This is a genomic window from Synechococcus sp. MIT2312, assembly GCF_059772315.1.
In genome coordinates, this window is the sequence record NZ_CM186281.1 from 173,703 (window position 1) to 186,861 (window position 13,159).

22 protein-coding genes are annotated in these 13,159 nt (G+C 55.5%); 8 read left to right on the top strand and 14 right to left on the bottom strand.

All coding sequences use genetic code 11. The features are described from left to right. Position 1: 1 nt before the first annotated feature. The 4 genes from AC6EI9_RS01175 to AC6EI9_RS01190 all read right to left on the bottom strand — a co-directional run bounded on the left by AC6EI9_RS01175 (position 2) and on the right by AC6EI9_RS01190 (position 1,821). Entirely contained in the window at positions 2 to 535 is a 534-nt protein-coding gene (locus AC6EI9_RS01175; RefSeq protein WP_498468668.1) for a hypothetical protein, read from the bottom strand. Then, positions 532 to 777: a hypothetical protein gene (locus AC6EI9_RS01180; protein WP_498468670.1), complete on the bottom strand. Its 246-nt coding sequence runs from the start codon at positions 775 to 777 to the stop codon at positions 532 to 534. Before AC6EI9_RS01180 ends, AC6EI9_RS01175 begins: the two co-directional genes overlap by 4 nt. A gap of 124 nt (positions 778 to 901) precedes the next feature. Then, on the bottom strand, positions 902 to 1,060 hold the full coding sequence (locus AC6EI9_RS01185; RefSeq protein WP_498468671.1) for a hypothetical protein: 159 nt from the start codon (positions 1,058 to 1,060) through the stop codon (positions 902 to 904). Positions 1,061 to 1,332: 272 nt separating this feature from the next. Then, complete coding sequence (locus tag AC6EI9_RS01190; RefSeq protein WP_498468672.1) at positions 1,333 to 1,821, bottom strand: DUF8637 domain-containing protein; 489 nt, start codon at positions 1,819 to 1,821, stop codon at positions 1,333 to 1,335. A 684-nt stretch (positions 1,822 to 2,505) separates the two neighbouring features. On the opposite strand from AC6EI9_RS01190, the gene AC6EI9_RS01195 reads away from it, so the two are divergent. The 3 genes from AC6EI9_RS01195 to AC6EI9_RS01205 are packed head-to-tail and all read left to right on the top strand — an operon-like array spanning position 2,506 to position 3,631. Further along, on the top strand, positions 2,506 to 2,679 hold the full coding sequence (locus AC6EI9_RS01195; RefSeq protein ID WP_498468673.1) for a hypothetical protein: 174 nt from the start codon (positions 2,506 to 2,508) through the stop codon (positions 2,677 to 2,679). Between the two features lie 25 nt (positions 2,680 to 2,704). Beyond that, the gene (locus tag AC6EI9_RS01200) at positions 2,705 to 3,418 is read left to right on the top strand and encodes a LuxR C-terminal-related transcriptional regulator (RefSeq protein ID WP_498468674.1); all 714 of its coding nucleotides are present in this window, start codon (positions 2,705 to 2,707) and stop codon (positions 3,416 to 3,418) included. A gap of 33 nt (positions 3,419 to 3,451) precedes the next feature. Further along, entirely contained in the window at positions 3,452 to 3,631 is a 180-nt protein-coding gene (locus AC6EI9_RS01205) for a hypothetical protein (protein WP_498468675.1), read from the top strand. Between the two features lie 3 nt (positions 3,632 to 3,634). Here the strand turns inward: AC6EI9_RS01205 and AC6EI9_RS01210 are convergent, their stop codons facing one another. Then, positions 3,635 to 4,516: an alpha/beta hydrolase gene (locus AC6EI9_RS01210; protein WP_498468676.1), complete on the bottom strand. Its 882-nt coding sequence runs from the start codon at positions 4,514 to 4,516 to the stop codon at positions 3,635 to 3,637. 150 nt (positions 4,517 to 4,666) lie between these two features. Between AC6EI9_RS01210 and AC6EI9_RS01215 the strand changes: the two genes are divergently transcribed. Next, entirely contained in the window at positions 4,667 to 5,224 is a 558-nt protein-coding gene (locus AC6EI9_RS01215) for a hypothetical protein (RefSeq protein ID WP_498468677.1), read from the top strand. A 152-nt stretch (positions 5,225 to 5,376) separates the two neighbouring features. Here the strand turns inward: AC6EI9_RS01215 and AC6EI9_RS01220 are convergent, their stop codons facing one another. The 4 genes from AC6EI9_RS01220 to AC6EI9_RS01235 all read right to left on the bottom strand — a co-directional run bounded on the left by AC6EI9_RS01220 (position 5,377) and on the right by AC6EI9_RS01235 (position 8,232). Then, positions 5,377 to 5,640 (bottom strand): 2TM domain-containing protein, encoded by a 264-nt coding sequence (locus tag AC6EI9_RS01220; protein WP_498468678.1) that lies wholly within the window; start codon positions 5,638 to 5,640, stop codon positions 5,377 to 5,379. Between the two features lie 47 nt (positions 5,641 to 5,687). Beyond that, positions 5,688 to 6,032, bottom strand: a complete 345-nt coding sequence (locus tag AC6EI9_RS01225; RefSeq protein WP_498468679.1) for a DUF3764 family protein — start codon at positions 6,030 to 6,032, stop codon at positions 5,688 to 5,690. Between the two features lie 219 nt (positions 6,033 to 6,251). Next, positions 6,252 to 7,112: a M28 family peptidase gene (locus AC6EI9_RS01230; RefSeq protein WP_498468680.1), complete on the bottom strand. Its 861-nt coding sequence runs from the start codon at positions 7,110 to 7,112 to the stop codon at positions 6,252 to 6,254. Between the two features lie 22 nt (positions 7,113 to 7,134). Next, positions 7,135 to 8,232 carry a DUF389 domain-containing protein gene (locus AC6EI9_RS01235; RefSeq protein ID WP_498468681.1) on the bottom strand — a complete coding sequence of 366 codons (1,098 nt, stop codon included), beginning with the start codon at positions 8,230 to 8,232 and terminating at the stop codon, positions 7,135 to 7,137. A gap of 339 nt (positions 8,233 to 8,571) precedes the next feature. Between AC6EI9_RS01235 and AC6EI9_RS01240 the strand changes: the two genes are divergently transcribed. Together AC6EI9_RS01240 and AC6EI9_RS01245 are read left to right on the top strand one after the other, a co-directional pair. Next, positions 8,572 to 8,874, top strand: a complete 303-nt coding sequence (locus AC6EI9_RS01240) for a DUF1651 domain-containing protein (RefSeq protein ID WP_498468682.1) — start codon at positions 8,572 to 8,574, stop codon at positions 8,872 to 8,874. Between the two features lie 99 nt (positions 8,875 to 8,973). After that, the gene (locus AC6EI9_RS01245; RefSeq protein ID WP_498468683.1) at positions 8,974 to 9,159 is read left to right on the top strand and encodes a hypothetical protein; all 186 of its coding nucleotides are present in this window, start codon (positions 8,974 to 8,976) and stop codon (positions 9,157 to 9,159) included. Positions 9,160 to 9,188: 29 nt separating this feature from the next. On the opposite strand, the gene AC6EI9_RS01250 is transcribed toward AC6EI9_RS01245, so the two are convergent. Then, positions 9,189 to 9,422, bottom strand: coding sequence for a hypothetical protein (locus AC6EI9_RS01250; RefSeq protein ID WP_498468684.1), 234 nt, complete (start codon positions 9,420 to 9,422; stop codon positions 9,189 to 9,191). A gap of 229 nt (positions 9,423 to 9,651) precedes the next feature. On the opposite strand from AC6EI9_RS01250, the gene AC6EI9_RS01255 reads away from it, so the two are divergent. Next, positions 9,652 to 10,263 carry a Coq4 family protein gene (locus AC6EI9_RS01255; protein WP_498468685.1) on the top strand — a complete coding sequence of 204 codons (612 nt, stop codon included), beginning with the start codon at positions 9,652 to 9,654 and terminating at the stop codon, positions 10,261 to 10,263. A 53-nt stretch (positions 10,264 to 10,316) separates the two neighbouring features. Here AC6EI9_RS01255 and AC6EI9_RS01260 read toward each other — a convergent pair whose 3' ends face one another. Then, complete coding sequence (locus AC6EI9_RS01260) at positions 10,317 to 10,451, bottom strand: hypothetical protein (protein ID WP_498468686.1); 135 nt, start codon at positions 10,449 to 10,451, stop codon at positions 10,317 to 10,319. Next, positions 10,448 to 10,714: a hypothetical protein gene (locus AC6EI9_RS01265; RefSeq protein ID WP_498468687.1), complete on the bottom strand. Its 267-nt coding sequence runs from the start codon at positions 10,712 to 10,714 to the stop codon at positions 10,448 to 10,450. Before AC6EI9_RS01265 ends, AC6EI9_RS01260 begins: the two co-directional genes overlap by 4 nt. 488 nt (positions 10,715 to 11,202) lie before the next feature. Here AC6EI9_RS01265 and AC6EI9_RS01270 point away from each other — a divergent pair, with 488 nt between their 5' ends. After that, entirely contained in the window at positions 11,203 to 11,388 is a 186-nt protein-coding gene (locus AC6EI9_RS01270; protein WP_498468688.1) for a CAB/ELIP/HLIP family chlorophyll-binding protein, read from the top strand. 43 nt (positions 11,389 to 11,431) lie between these two features. Here the strand turns inward: AC6EI9_RS01270 and AC6EI9_RS01275 are convergent, their stop codons facing one another. Together AC6EI9_RS01275 and AC6EI9_RS01280 are read right to left on the bottom strand one after the other, a co-directional pair. Continuing rightward, a complete protein-coding gene (locus tag AC6EI9_RS01275) occupies positions 11,432 to 12,316 on the bottom strand; it encodes a GNAT family N-acetyltransferase (RefSeq protein ID WP_498468689.1) in 885 nt (294 codons plus the stop codon). Between the two features lie 209 nt (positions 12,317 to 12,525). Beyond that, the gene (locus AC6EI9_RS01280; protein ID WP_498468690.1) at positions 12,526 to 12,870 is read right to left on the bottom strand and encodes a hypothetical protein; all 345 of its coding nucleotides are present in this window, start codon (positions 12,868 to 12,870) and stop codon (positions 12,526 to 12,528) included. Positions 12,871 to 13,159 lie beyond the last annotated feature (289 nt).

The following is a 13,159-nucleotide window of genomic DNA, read 5'->3' on the forward strand; positions in this document are numbered from 1 at the left end:
CTCACTCCAATAGTCCTTCGTTGATTGATTCCTGCTCTTCGAACGCAGCCAGAAATTCACGATGTTGCTGATCGCCAGTGCTCTGGTCGGCGATGGCGGCCGCAATGTTGGGGACACTCAGCTCCTCTGCAGGGATCCCGTATTGAGCAGCGAGAGAGTCATCCAGTGCAAAGCCATCGGCGGCATCCATTCGTGATGAAGGGAAGCCCAGGTGAAAGCGGCGGTTTGCAAAATGCGCGAGGTAGGCCCGCAATACCTCGAGGTCTTTATCGCTCAGCGGATAACCAGCGACTCCTTTTTCCAGGATCTTGCGAACTGAAAGCCTGCGGTCTGCATCAGCTGGGCCTTTCAGGCCTTTCGCCCAGGACTCGATGGCGCCGAGGCTCGTCTCGAGAATGCCGTCAGAACCCTCGTCGTCCGTCCAGCCATCGGCAGCCCAGCAACGCCAATAAACGTCACCGTCGGGCTTCTGGAGTGAGGCAATCCCTGGTCGACCAAGGATGCGGATCGCTGTCTTTTGGAGTGTCTCGTTCATTCGATGTTTTGCTTGTCGAGCAGGGCCTGATACTTCTGCGCGCTCTGTAAAGCGTCTGCATCTCGCTCGAGGCACGACTTGGATGCGAACCAGTCCTTCAGGACCCATCGCACCTGCTGGGCAATGGTGCGTTCCTGCTCCTTGGCCATTTCCGCGAGGGCTTCAAATAGATCGCGATCAAGCTGCAGCCTCGAGAGGACAAAGATTTTGTCTTCAGGACCTGGTTTCAAAGGGTTTGCCATGGCACCGAGTGGCACGGGAGGCACGGCTAAACGCCAACCGATGCGTGAATTCGTCCAAAACAAGGCAAGGAAGCCGAGCCCGCAACGATGATGCCAATGGGAGATTTGTCTGTGTTGTCGCTATTCATGCAAAGGAACTTCCAGAAACGATAAAGGAGGTAAAAATCAGGGCTGCTGTCGCCACCCAGCTCCAAATGTTGGTGGTCAAGGACACAGCAATGAAGGGGCCAACGGTTGCTCCAGCAATGGCACCCAAGGTCACGGCAATGCTGACCTCAGCCATGCCCGCCCGCGTACGATCACTTTTAAACCAACCATTCGCTGTGAACCAGTTGTAGATCGGCTCAAGGAAGATTCGATCACATGCCATCCAAACGAGGGACTAAATGATAAACATTGGGGATCAGAGGAAGAAATAGATTTTCTTTCCTTGCAAGGAAAATGTTGCTCAACTCTTGTGGCTTTTGATCAAGCTTCACTAAGAGTGAATCAGTCAAGTCTGTTAATGAGTAGCATGACCAAGATTGGCATGGATTGATTCGGTGGCCTAATGAATTAAATCTCTTTGAGGTTAAAGTCACTACAGCTTTCTTTGATCATGTCGCTGACAGCCCCGGGTGAATCTTCAAAGTAATATGCTTCGAATTCCTGGTTGTAATCGTGCTTGTTATCGGTATAAGCTTTTGCCATTTTATGGGCATATTCAGCATCATCTGAAAAACCCTTTACGGCTGCATGCTTCTTCAATTCTTGGGTTATATAAATACTGCCGCCTTCCGCTCCATAGCAGTGCTGGGCAAAGTGGACTGCTTCGTGGGTGAGAGCTTCTTCCAGTTGAGTCGCAGTTGTCGACTTCTCACTGCAAATCACAATCTGGCCACCTTGCATTGGGTAGAAAACTGCGACGAAGTCGTTTTTGCATTTGGCCTTGATGTGAACGCGTCCTCCATACTTTTCGATCACGGATTTAAGTGGATGATTATTAATGACAGCGTGCTTGAACTCAACACTGGCTTGCGCTGATCCACCAAGTAATGCAGCCATGCCTGCTAAGCAAGACGTGGTGAATTTGATCCAAGTAGGCAAATCGAAAAAGCCTCCGCTATACGTGAAATTTTTGATGGCCTTTACATGAGGCACAACCCGTTAACTCGCCAGCAGTCAAGAACGACTTGCTGTAAAGGTAAGGTCAAGAAATGCCGACGAAAAGTCCGAGATGTAGTTTCAATGCCAGTAGCTGGTTAGCACATCCCTCAGTTGAGGGATTCTTTTGTGCAAGCTGAGCCCTTCTGCGGAGATCAACTGCTTGTAGCTGTGGCAGAGTACAAAGTCTCAGAGGGAAAACGAAATCTTCAATGTCCTGCAGATTGGTATTGAGCTGGTATTTCTCTCAATGAGAAGCCATGTGGTGTAAGCGTAGAGAAGGTAGCCACTAGCCATTTGATTTCATCTCTCTGTGGTGGGGTATATCCTTCTTTCAATAGAAGATCAAAGTTCTTTTTGATCAAGTCCTATTTTGTTTTTAGGGCGAAATGAGCATTTCTTTGACTTTACATCGCTGAAGTGAGTGAAAAATAAAAGGTAACGTCTCCCTCTACTGAGGGATGTGGAGAATCCCTTTTGTGTCAATGATTAACGCGTATTCATGCACTGGCCAGGCAAGGAGTTGCATAACAGATCTTTTTGCACTTACCTCACTTGAAACTATTTGCCTTCTTTGAATGACCAATGAAACTTTCCTACGACTTGATTTTTTTGCATAAAGGTGAGTTGAAAACTGAAACTGTGTTAGCCAATGATGCTTCTGAAGCTTGGCGGATTGGCCGTGAGCGTTATTCCGAATGCATTCGTGGTGTCGTTTGCGAAGAGGGCATAGAGGTCATGGAGCCTGAAGCCAGCTAAAACGAGGCCACTGTTGAAGGCCGCTATGGAGCTGCGCCTTGAGTCGCGCGCAATCAAAGGAGCGATCGATCAGGCCAGAGTGTTGCTTCAAAACCGCCGGGTGGTGGTTTGTATGGGCGACCGCTTGGCCTTGATGTGCCTTTGCCTTACCGAACCAGTGAGGCCTGTGCTCTTAGGTGCCGCCACTACAGAAGACGAAGGTTTTGAACTGGTGCTGCTTCACAAACCTGATCTCTTGATCTGCAGCTCAGATCTGGAAACCGGCTACGGAATCGATTTGATCAAGAGGGTTTATGCCGAGTTGCCCAGCTGCCAACGCCTGATTGTGCTGGTTCGTGAAACACAGGCCGTCGTCAGAGAGGCCATGGATGCCTACGCCGATGGCGTGATGTTCAAATCCAGCTTTGGAACAGGTCGGGGCGACTTCATTCAGGCTCTTCATACCCTTGCTGAGGGCCAGGCTTATTACCCCGAAGAGATCCGCCAGTTGGGGGCACAAGCGCCTCGGCCTGATCTTCCTGCTTTGGTTGAGCCTCTTTCGGATCGCGAGATCGAGGTGGTTTCTTTGATTGCTCAGGGCCTCAGCAACCAAGCCGTCGCCAATCAGTTGCGGATTTCGATTGAGACAGTGAAAACCCATGTCGTCAACGCTACGGGCAAGCTCGGTGCTCAAGGCCGCACGCAATTGGTTGTGAAGGCTATTGCCTATGGCTTGATCGACCCATCGGTTAATCCGTGAGTACCCATCCGGTCGCCGCAGCCTGGCCCAGGCATGACGACTTGCCCGGCTGTCTGGCTGTTGCCTCCGGGCCCGTCGTCGTGCGATCACCCCTCACAGATCAACCGCGGCTGGATCCTCAGCCTCAATCCGGATCTCCTTGGTGTTGCTGCTGACCTGATCGCCGCTCTGGTGTCGTTTGAATGGAGCTTTGCCGCTTTTGAGCAGGATTGATCATCACTGCAAGGTTGTCTTGATGAAACATGCCGCCTGCTCGGTTGCTGATTGTCCGGGTGGATAGTCGCGCGCAAACATCTGGCCGCAATGAATCATCTGTGGAATCACATTCAGATGCACATCGTGACCTTGCGATCGCAGCGATTGATGCATCGCAATGGCATCGCTGAGCAAGATTTCCTGATCACCAACCTGAAACAGTGTGGTTGGGTAATGTGCGTAAATCTGATCGATGCAAAGCACATCATCTGATTTGAACGATTGCTGATCGGGGAAATAGAAGTGTTGGATCGCCTCCAGTCGTTCCAGGGAGACAAGGTCCATGTCGGCATTGAACATAATTGAGGGGCGGTTGAACCGAAAATCCTTCAGGCCCGACATCACCAGGGCCAGGGCCGGGCATCCCAGAGCCTTGACTTTGCAACGATGCACAAGCTGCGTCACCAGGGCGGCGCCCGCTGAGATCCCCGCCAGGCCAATGCAGGATGCTGCGATTCCCTGCTCGAGCAGCCAGCGGTAGGCGGCTTCTGCATCATCAAGAGGAGCGGGAAACGACACTGCAGGAAACAGCCGGTAATCAACGGCTAAAACGGTTGTTCCAGACAGCTCCACCAGAGAAGCAATCAGCTGCATGTGGTCTTCCGCGCTTCCCATCGTGTATCCACCACCATGAAAAAACACGATCACCTGTGAGCTGCGGCCGTCTAGGGGATCGACCCATGTGTAGGGTCGATCGACGACAGCAGTGCAACACACCCGATGCACAATCTCAGTCTGAAAGTCTGCATACAACTGTGCAAATAACTGCGCCGTAGCGGATCGATCCGCACTGATCAGGCTGACACGTTTGGAAAAATACTCCTTCAGCTCAGCCGAATCCACAACACACGATCTGGGCGGTCTTGATGATCTATAGCTCATGCCTCCAGCCCATGGAGCCAAACCGTGGTTGATGTCTCTGGATAAGAGAAGTTAAGGGGCTGTGATCGTGGTGATGGATCCCTAGATTTTTGATCACAGGTTGATCGAACCATGATTCGCAGAATCGCAGCGTTATCGCTCTTCGCCGCATTGAGCGGAGGCGCCACCTCTGTTTCAGCGGAGCCGGTGAAGCAGCTGCTTCAGAGCCTTCCTCCCAGCCTGGGATCCAATGCCGAGCTGATGTTCAGTGCCAATCCTCTGGGCCAGCTGGCGCTCAACAGCCGGCATCAGAACACCACGCTGGAGGCGCTGCTGGCGAAGATCCGTGCCGATCTCACCAAGGCCGGTTACTGCGAAGAACCGATTCGCACCAGTGTCACCCGGGGCACGTTTGCAGCCACCTGGGCACCGCCGAAAGGAACCGTTGTTGATGGCACGAGACCGGGCAACTACGCCGTGCTGTCCACGCAGGCCGTGATGTTGAACCCCTCCGTGATCAACCTGAATGTGAACTTCGCTGATCTGCGTGCTGGGAATCAGGCCGTGATCACCGAGTGTTACGGCGAATCGTCCGGCAGCTCGAGCGATTCTGATTCGAACAGCGCTCCTGCTGAGCCGAAAACAAAGTCCAAGCCATCGGCACCGTCGATCAGGATCAAGCTGTTCTGAGCCGAAAGATCTGCCTTCCAGCACTCGGCGAGACGGTCTCGCAGCAAGTGCTGGAGGTCAGCTGCTAAATCCAGGTGCCATTGATCGGACGGCAGTCCGATGCGGTTGGCCATCGGCACAACGCCTGACGCCTGGATCGATTGCGACAGCTGTCAGGAACCCAGTTTCTTCATCTCGTTTTGGATCTCATCCTCGGTAATCGGCCTTGGTCGATAGTTGTAGGAAATGGCTTGCCAGATCAAGGCCAGCCCCCAGAAAGCAATCGACCAGATTGGCCAGAAATCACCACGACCTGACAGTGCCCAGATCACCACAAGCGTGATGTTGGTGATGGCATAAATCCTGAGCTGCCTCTCTAATCCCCTTCGGTGCTTAAGGCTTGCCAGGGCAGCTTCTCTGAGTTCTTGGTTGTTCATCGATTGGATCACCCTTGTATTGAGAGCTTTAGCAACGGCCAGTTGCCTCACGGTTGAACCCCGATGCTGCTGAAACGCGCTGCGTTGTCTTTCACCTGTCTTGAAATCACACCGGTCTCGGCTTGGACGACGATCACAACGTTGGAAGCGTTCTCCCTGGAGACCCTGCAATACAGCACCTTGATCGCTTTCGCTTCTCGACCGGATGGCTCCTCGTGATCGAATTGGTCTGCAAACTCCGCATACGCGTTGCTGATGTCCAATGTGCAGACGATGGTTTCGATGATTCGAAGACATCTCTTCAGCGAGACGAGTTCCGGGGCATCGCTTGTTGCGTCATTGGTTCGGTCGTCGGTACCGGGATATCGTTGTTCAGATTGTGCACTGACCAATACGTCACGGCTGCAGCAGCCGTGATGAAAAGAACCACTGCAGCTCGAATCATGTGGTGCGTGATGTCTTCGGGATGCCGGGCCTTTTTGGGATCCATTAACAGCAATCAGTCCCTGCATCTTTGGAACGAATTCGTGCTGGAGGATGCAATGGCTTGAATTCCTCCTTAATTGCCATGGCCACTGCTCCCATGGCATCCCTCCTTTTTGTTGAGCTGTTCACAGTCTCCCCAGCGCCAGCTCCAGCCCATCAATCACTGAGGCCAGGAAGGGCAGATCGAGCGTGTCGATCGTGTCGCTCATCTGGTGGTAGTGCGGATTCCGCATGAACGAGGTGTCCGTCACCATCAGGGCGTTGTAGCCCTGATCCCAGAAGGGGCTGTGGTCGCTGCGGCGTACAGCGGGCACATCGATGCCGGCGCGCGGCACCGGCAGAGCTTTGCTGTTCACGTGTTGCCCCATGGCATGGGTGAGCCTGGAGAGCATCAAGCCAGCGCGGGCATTCGCCACCAGGGCAATGAAGTCGCCGCGGTTGCCGTAGAGCCTGCCCATGGCGGGGTGCGGGTAGCTCTGTGTGCTGCCGGTGTAGGCGAGCATCTCCAGACTCACCATCAGCTTGAGCCGTTGCCGCTCAGCTCTGAGCTGTTCGGCCAGCACGGTGCTGCCGATCAGGCCCCATTCCTCCAGATCAAAGCCCACCAGCCACACAGGTCGCTTCGGGGGTGAAGCGCGCCAGCGCCTGCCCAGTTCCAGCAGGGCTGCAACCGCACTGGCATTGTCATCGGCTCCGATTGATTGCAGCGGCCCGTCGTAATGCGCCCCCACCAGCAGTGGCCGGCGCCTGGGGTCGCGGCCGGGAAGTTTCAGGATCAGATTCACCCCCTCATGGCTGCCGCGCCTGAACGGGTGTTCCTGCACATCCCCGAGTGCGGCCAGCTGCTCGCGCACATAACTGCGCACGGCCATCAGACCCACCGGATCCCAGTTGGCATGGCGGGGAACGGCGATGGCCTCAAGGTGTTGTCGGCAGGCGGCTGAGAGCTCTGCTTTGCCTCTGGCTCTGCGCGTTCCAGGCCGCATGTCGATCGTCGCCCCCGCTGAATCAGTGTTGATAGTGCAGAACTTTCACAGGCACCACCCTGAACTGAAAACGGCTGGATCTGATCCCCAGTGATTCAAGTGCTCTGGCCAGGCGGGACCCTGCAATCTCGGCCTTCTTCTGGGTGATCACGCCATCCAGAGCGCTCAGTGAAATCCTCACATCAGCGCGCCCCTGGTCGTCCATCTGCACCTTGATGTCTGTGGTTTGAAACTGTGAGTTCTTGAGCATCCCCGTTCTGGGTCTGGCGGAGGAGTCTTCGTTCTGCTGGATCCGTTCCGCTCCCATCAGAGAGAGTTCCCTGCGGATGTGGTTTTTGATCAGAAACCTCTGATAGCTGGTCTGCAGGGGTTTCAGAATCAGAACACTCAATAGGGTCAGCAGAGCCAGGGGCAGGATCGATCGCTTCCAGGATCCAATCGACTGGCTCAGGTAGGTGATCACGGCAGCGACGACGATGCCGATGAAGTTGCAGCCATACAGCAGCAGTGATCCGAAGGTGATTTCGAAGAGCATGTCCTGCGAGGTCAGGGTGCCGAGCTTCGAATTCAGTTCCGGAGACAGCGTCAGGCCGATCCCTCCCACACAGAGCGGTGGCACCAGGGCAACGGCGATGGCCACACCAGCAATCGCATTGGAGATGTTGGAGCGTGTGGTGATGTAGGCCGCCACCGAGCCACCCAGCAGAGCGATGAACAGATCAATCAGGCTTGGCGAGGTTCGGCTGAAGATCTCCGAGCCCATGGCATTCACATGCACGAACGTGCTCAGCAGATAGGCGGAGAGGAAAACAGAGGCGGAACCGATCAGAAAGGAGATGAAGGATCGCCATGCTGTTCCGGCCTTGCCATGGCTGATCGCAACGGCAAGTCCCAGCAGTGGATCCATCAGGGGCGCGATGATCATCGCGGCGATCACAACCGCCGTGCTGTTGCCGATCAGGCCCAGGGTGGCCACCAGTGCCGAGGCAATGCAGCGAAACAGATAATCAGCGGAGAGCCGTGAGTTTTTGTTTCTCTCCTTCTGGATCTGTTGTGCCGGGATCACATCGCCAGCATCGATGTTCCAGCGGAGGAGTCTGGAGAAAAACCCGTTCACCACGGCCAACTGAGCTTCAGTATCAAATTAATTGCGTTGTTCAACCAGGCCAAGTTGCAGCCGCAAGCTCAGATACCTGGCAACCAAGCAAATACGACCTGCGTGCCATCAGCTGATCACCTGGGGCTGACGCGAAGCCTTTTAATTTCGCAGGATCTAATGCAGATCCAACGGATGTCCGATCCGACTCAGCCCTCGGTCTGGCCGGCCATGCTGCCCACGTTTCTGTTCTTCGGGGGACTGGCGTCCGCCGCTCTGCTCACCCAGCTGATCAGCTAGCTGCCGCAGACCATGTGCTGCAAAGCACCTGCTGGAGTGAGGTTCTGTGAACTCTGACCCGCGTTGACACGGATCACAGCGAAACTTCCCGGCATGCCGAACTGGGACGAGGCCAGCCGAGAACCACCGCTGCATGCCGGCAGGGATGGCTGGCTGGTGAATGGTGAGGAGCAGCTGCTGGTGAGGTTCAGCAATGGCCGCTCCACTGCTCATGGTCAGTGGGTGATTCTCAGCACCTATCGCTGGGTGAGGCCTCATCCCCCGGAGCCGCAGAGCCAGAGACGGATGCTCCAGCACAACGCCATCGAGGCCTGGCAGAACATGCAGAAGGTCGGCTGGCGGCGTTGCCGTCCACCGGTGCGCTGACTACCTCAGGCGCGTTCCAGCGGTTTGCCGGGGTTTGCTGATCTTCGGATTGCCATTGAACGGCGACCCGGTTTGATCCGGTGCAACAGGGCTTGGCCCATGGACCGCGCTCAGAATCTCGCCGGACTTGCCTCGATCGCAGTGGCCAGACAAGCCATGGGTGAGGCGAAATGGCAAACCATGGAGACCATGCGCCGGGCTGCCTACATTCACCGGATCATCGACTGCATGCTCACTGGCCAGGTTGCACGTCTGCCCGACACCTATCGGATCACCCCGGTGTGATCCAGCGATCAGCGCTCAGGCTTCCCGGCTCATCCAATCGGTGGCAGGAGCTGCCACGACCACTGGATCAACCAGGCGATGGCCAGCGAATGCAGCACATAAGGGAACTGGTCGCTGAGCCTGGGGAACTGGCGCCTGGCTGCACCATCGCTGCTGTCTTCAGCCGGGATCTGGCTCAAGGCGAGGTGGGCGCCCCAGTTCAGCACCAACCAGGCGGAGAGCCACTCCACGAATAGGTATTGATCGAGCCCAAACATCCCCACGACTGCCTCCGTGCTGCATGGGAACTCTCGCAAAGCTGCGATGAGCGCACCTCATCGCTGATCATCAGCTTGTGAATGCCAGGGCTTGTTCACAACCATGATTAGTTTGAAGTGAATCCTTGGATTCAACGTGGCGATTAAAGAATTACGTGCCGTGGCCCTTGATGCGGCTGTGGGCTTTTTACAAACAGCCAAAGATCCTGATCACACGACCAATCATCTTTTTCGGATGTTGAAACACATTGATTCCAGTGATTTGAGTCAGCGTGGATTGATGGATCTGGCCAGCGAATCAGAGCATCAACTGATTTTGAAGGATCGCTATGACCCCCAGTGGCCATCACCAGAAGAGCGACGCAGTGCCCCGCCCGCCAGTCTTGCCGCATGCCTGCAACGGCGGCTCGATGCTGAACATCTGCAGGAGCTGCCTCCATCTGTTGTTGAAACAAACGAAGACTGGGAATATCTCGCGAATCGTCTGCGTCGAACCCATGACTTTCATCATCTGGTCTTCGGGTTGCCCGACACCGTCGCTGGTGAGGCCGTTGCCTCGGCCTACTACGCCTGTCGCTACAGGTCGCCTGGGGCCCTTGCTGTGATGACGACCTGGATCACGCATGGCTTCCTTCAGCCAGCTGAAAATCAGCTGATCTGGAGATGTGTGGATTTTGGAATTCAATTGGCTCATGACTTACCCATTTCCCTGTTGTCTGTTCGCTGGGAGGAGCAATGGGATCAATCACTGATCGCCTGGCGTGAACAACTTGGGATGACGACGCTGCTGGAACGATCACCGTTGGCTGACTATCAATCCCAGTGGCTGCCGGCCTCCACCGCCTAGGCAATCCATTGGCTCTGAACCTGTGCCTTCGCCATGGGCTTGCGCGGCTCTGATCAGATCAGTTTTGAGCCGCCAATGATCCAGAGCACAAACAACAGCAGGATCCAAGGCGTCAGGAAGGAGCAGTAGGTCTGCACCAGGATCAGAACCACAGCGGCTCCGATGGCTGTTCTCAGCTTGAAGTTCACAGGCTGCTCACAACCGGAGCCAGCAGCATCGCCAGCCCAGCAGCACCAAGAGACACCAGCCAGGCCAGCAACCGCCTGCGTACGGCGACCGGCCGCGGATCAATCCCCGTGAGGATCACAACGCTGGCATTCCCGAACAGCCTGATGCCCACGGTGATCAGGGCCAGAGCTAGCAGCCGTAATTCCATGCTGATCCGCTGCCTGTGCCCCGGAATGACTCTCTGCCATCTGTAGCCAGGGGCGTGATTGCGTGCCTCGGCCATTGCCTTTTCGGGCTGGATGGGTTCCGTCTAGCCCGGCGCTGAATCGTTCAGCACCGGTCCCACCTAGGCGACCAATCGACCATCAGATTGGACTCACAACCTGGCAACAGCGGCCCAAAAAGCCCTGCATCACCTGAAGCACCAGCACAGGTGAAATGCATCCAAGCCACTGAATCATTTGCGGGTGTCACTACGTCCTGGCGCTGTCCCACCAGCGCCCGAACGACCAATCAGCCACCTCTGACTCATTGGACCTCAAAACTGCCACTTCAGCGGGGCCCGTCAATGTGTCGCCGACTTCATTCGGCCAATGAATATTGGCCGTCGTTGCTGTTCAACCCTGCTGAGCGGCAGAGCAAATCGGGTGACTCTGCTCCTGGACGACCTGGCCGAGAAGGTCCTGAAACCGAACCGTCCTGGGCGGCTCTCCCCTCTTCCGAGCGCCATCGAGGGGGCATAGACCGATCGGGTCCCACTCGGAGACAGCCATGACAACTGCAACTCTTCTGGCTGATGAGCGCTACTGGCAAGACCTTGCCGCAGCCCAGATGCGCCGTGAACACCTGGCAAAAGCTGAACGCCTGAACGGACGTCTGGCCATGCTCGGCTTTGTTGCTCTGATCGGCAGCGAAGCCTTGCTCCACCAGGGACTGCTGATGGCGCTGGGTCTTTGATTCGATTCACGTGGCGGGGCAGGCTGGCCGGCTTTTGTGCTGCTCAGCCAAGCTCCAGGCAGGCCAGCCCGTACACCTCATCCAGCTGACGGGATGGCATCACTCCGCGGTACATCCGCAGCGTGCGTCCAACAGCCTTGAAACCAAGCTTCCGCAGCAGCGGCGCTGCCAGGGCATTGCCACCCGGTGAATCCATGATCACCGATCCCTGGCTGGCACTGAGCAGATCCCTGATCAATAGCTCGGCCAGTTCAGGGGAATCCGCCAGTAAGGGGCCGATGCGCGAGCCCGCTTCATGTTTCAGCAGGCATGGGCGGATTCGGGCAAAACCATGGCAGTTCTGCTGATTGTCAATCAGTGCCGTGACAACACCGGCTGGGTGATGCAGCCAATCAGACAGAAAGTGCGGTCTGGGGTTCAGTTCACGATCAGCGTCATAGGACTGAACCCCGGGCTCAGGGATGTCATCGCCGTGAATCAATCTGAGCCCTTCCGGTCGTTCCAGTGATCTGATCTGATCAGGAAGAGAGTCAACCTCAAGCTGCCAGCGTGTGGTTGTTGAAGCAGGTTGAAATCCCCAGTCTGAGTAATCATCAATCCGGTTTTCGGCTGCTTCGAGCCCAACGCAGCTCACGTCATGGAGGTGGTCAAGAGCTTCTCGCCAGAGCTTCATTCCGTAGCCTCGGCCTCTCTGATCCGGGCGCACGATGTAGAGCCCGATAAAACCGTAGGCATGGTTGTAGCGGATGCCTGCGATGCATCCGACAGGATCTTCACCCAGGCAACCGGTCCAAATGCCCTGACGGTCTGTCTGGCGGTAAATCCCGATATCTCCCGCCCCGGGGGCAAACCCTTCACTTCTCGCCCAGTCGTTGATCACTGGAATGTCAACGGGTTGGACCGGGCGAATCGTGAATTCAGGGTTCATGGCCTCAGCCTGAACCGACCACCCTGGTGCTGCAAGCAGGCTTCATGGCTGCTTCAGATTGTCGCAAATGATCAACGATTCATGGTTGGTTGATTCCTCGGATCTGTCTGTCGTTGGTGATTGATTTGGTCCGTTTTTTGGCGATCGATCCACAGTGTCGGCATCCAGATTCGAATCGCAAAAGTGGTGACCTGTTGCAGGGTTCCAGGTCACCACTTCAGTTTGATCTGGCCTCCGTTCGGGCCGTCAAAGGTGACGCTGCCTGATTTATTGCGTGGCTCGTAATAAGGCCCCCAATTCACAGGTCTGCGGCCCGTCCACCAGGGACCATTGCGAACGCAACGACCTTGGCCGGCGTAGTGATAGCCAATGGCACAAACGAAATGGTCTTTCCGATGTTTTGGCTTGCAATAACCAGAACCCAGCATTGGTCCTGTCTGAACCCAGTGAGCGCCAGGTCCACAGTTTTGTGCGGCCTGGCCTGGCATCACGCCAACAGTGAATCCCTGGGCAATGGCAAACAAGGCGATGGCAGGTGATCTCAGTGAAAGCATGTGGATGACCCAGGTCTCCACAGATTGAACATGGCAACAGTGTTTGTCAGCTCTTCTGCTGGATGTTCAGAACTGTGAACTCCAGTCCTGGTAGATGCTGAGGAAGAACTGCAGTCAGTGATCCATCCCGATGTGGCGGTCACCGGCGCGGGTCAGTTCTGATTGTCCAGGCATTTCAGCTGCAGCATCGATGATCACGTCAGGACAAGCATCGATGACGGATGACTGAAAAATAATTTAAATCCAACCAATAGATTGATCGCAATTGTGTATCAAGAAGTGAGTTGGC

Coding starts and splice junctions, on each gene's coding strand:
- AC6EI9_RS01175 (WP_498468668.1), bottom strand. CDS start 535: ATGAACGAGACACTCCAAAAGACAGCGATCCGCATCCTTGGTCGACCA.
- AC6EI9_RS01180 (WP_498468670.1), bottom strand. CDS start 777: ATGGCAAACCCTTTGAAACCAGGTCCTGAAGACAAAATCTTTGTCCTC.
- AC6EI9_RS01185 (WP_498468671.1), bottom strand. CDS start 1,060: ATGGCTGAGGTCAGCATTGCCGTGACCTTGGGTGCCATTGCTGGAGCA.
- AC6EI9_RS01190 (WP_498468672.1), bottom strand. CDS start 1,821: ATGGCTGCATTACTTGGTGGATCAGCGCAAGCCAGTGTTGAGTTCAAG.
- AC6EI9_RS01195 (WP_498468673.1), top strand. CDS start 2,506: ATGAAACTTTCCTACGACTTGATTTTTTTGCATAAAGGTGAGTTGAAA.
- AC6EI9_RS01200 (WP_498468674.1), top strand. CDS start 2,705: ATGGAGCTGCGCCTTGAGTCGCGCGCAATCAAAGGAGCGATCGATCAG.
- AC6EI9_RS01205 (WP_498468675.1), top strand. CDS start 3,452: ATGACGACTTGCCCGGCTGTCTGGCTGTTGCCTCCGGGCCCGTCGTCG.
- AC6EI9_RS01215 (WP_498468677.1), top strand. CDS start 4,667: ATGATTCGCAGAATCGCAGCGTTATCGCTCTTCGCCGCATTGAGCGGA.
- AC6EI9_RS01220 (WP_498468678.1), bottom strand. CDS start 5,640: ATGAACAACCAAGAACTCAGAGAAGCTGCCCTGGCAAGCCTTAAGCAC.
- AC6EI9_RS01230 (WP_498468680.1), bottom strand. CDS start 7,112: ATGCGGCCTGGAACGCGCAGAGCCAGAGGCAAAGCAGAGCTCTCAGCC.
- AC6EI9_RS01245 (WP_498468683.1), top strand. CDS start 8,974: ATGGACCGCGCTCAGAATCTCGCCGGACTTGCCTCGATCGCAGTGGCC.
- AC6EI9_RS01255 (WP_498468685.1), top strand. CDS start 9,652: ATGTTGAAACACATTGATTCCAGTGATTTGAGTCAGCGTGGATTGATG.
- AC6EI9_RS01265 (WP_498468687.1), bottom strand. CDS start 10,714: ATGGCCGAGGCACGCAATCACGCCCCTGGCTACAGATGGCAGAGAGTC.
- AC6EI9_RS01270 (WP_498468688.1), top strand. CDS start 11,203: ATGACAACTGCAACTCTTCTGGCTGATGAGCGCTACTGGCAAGACCTT.
- AC6EI9_RS01275 (WP_498468689.1), bottom strand. CDS start 12,316: ATGAACCCTGAATTCACGATTCGCCCGGTCCAACCCGTTGACATTCCA.
- AC6EI9_RS01280 (WP_498468690.1), bottom strand. CDS start 12,870: ATGCTTTCACTGAGATCACCTGCCATCGCCTTGTTTGCCATTGCCCAG.